The sequence below is a fragment of the Roseixanthobacter psychrophilus genome (assembly GCF_043195195.1).
GTDB lineage: Bacteria > Pseudomonadota > Alphaproteobacteria > Rhizobiales > Xanthobacteraceae > NCEH01.
The window spans coordinates 1-210 of record NZ_JBAFWT010000250.1 but is presented as its reverse complement, the minus strand read 5'-3'; the positions used below and the strand labels follow the sequence as shown (position 1 = coordinate 210).

Annotated in this window: 1 protein-coding gene; it reads right to left on the bottom strand. The window is 66.7% G+C overall.

Translation table 11 applies throughout. The features are described 5' to 3' along the window. Window positions 1-210 (bottom strand): LysR substrate-binding domain-containing protein (locus V5F77_RS29410; protein WP_429008553.1); only part of this gene is annotated, 210 nt, incomplete at both ends.

Here is a 210-nt window from a genome sequence, read left to right as displayed (position 1 = left end):
CGATGAGGGATGACGTATCCGGCGGACCGAAGCGCACCGCCACGTCGAAGCCCGCCATCATCTCCTCGCGGTAATTGCTGGTGGAGACATCCACCGACAGCAACGGATGGCGCTGCAGGAACTGCTGCAGCTTTGAAGCAAGCACCATTCGCGCGAACCACGGGTCCACCGACACGCGCAGCCGCCCACGCACCACCGCCGCCGCGCCGG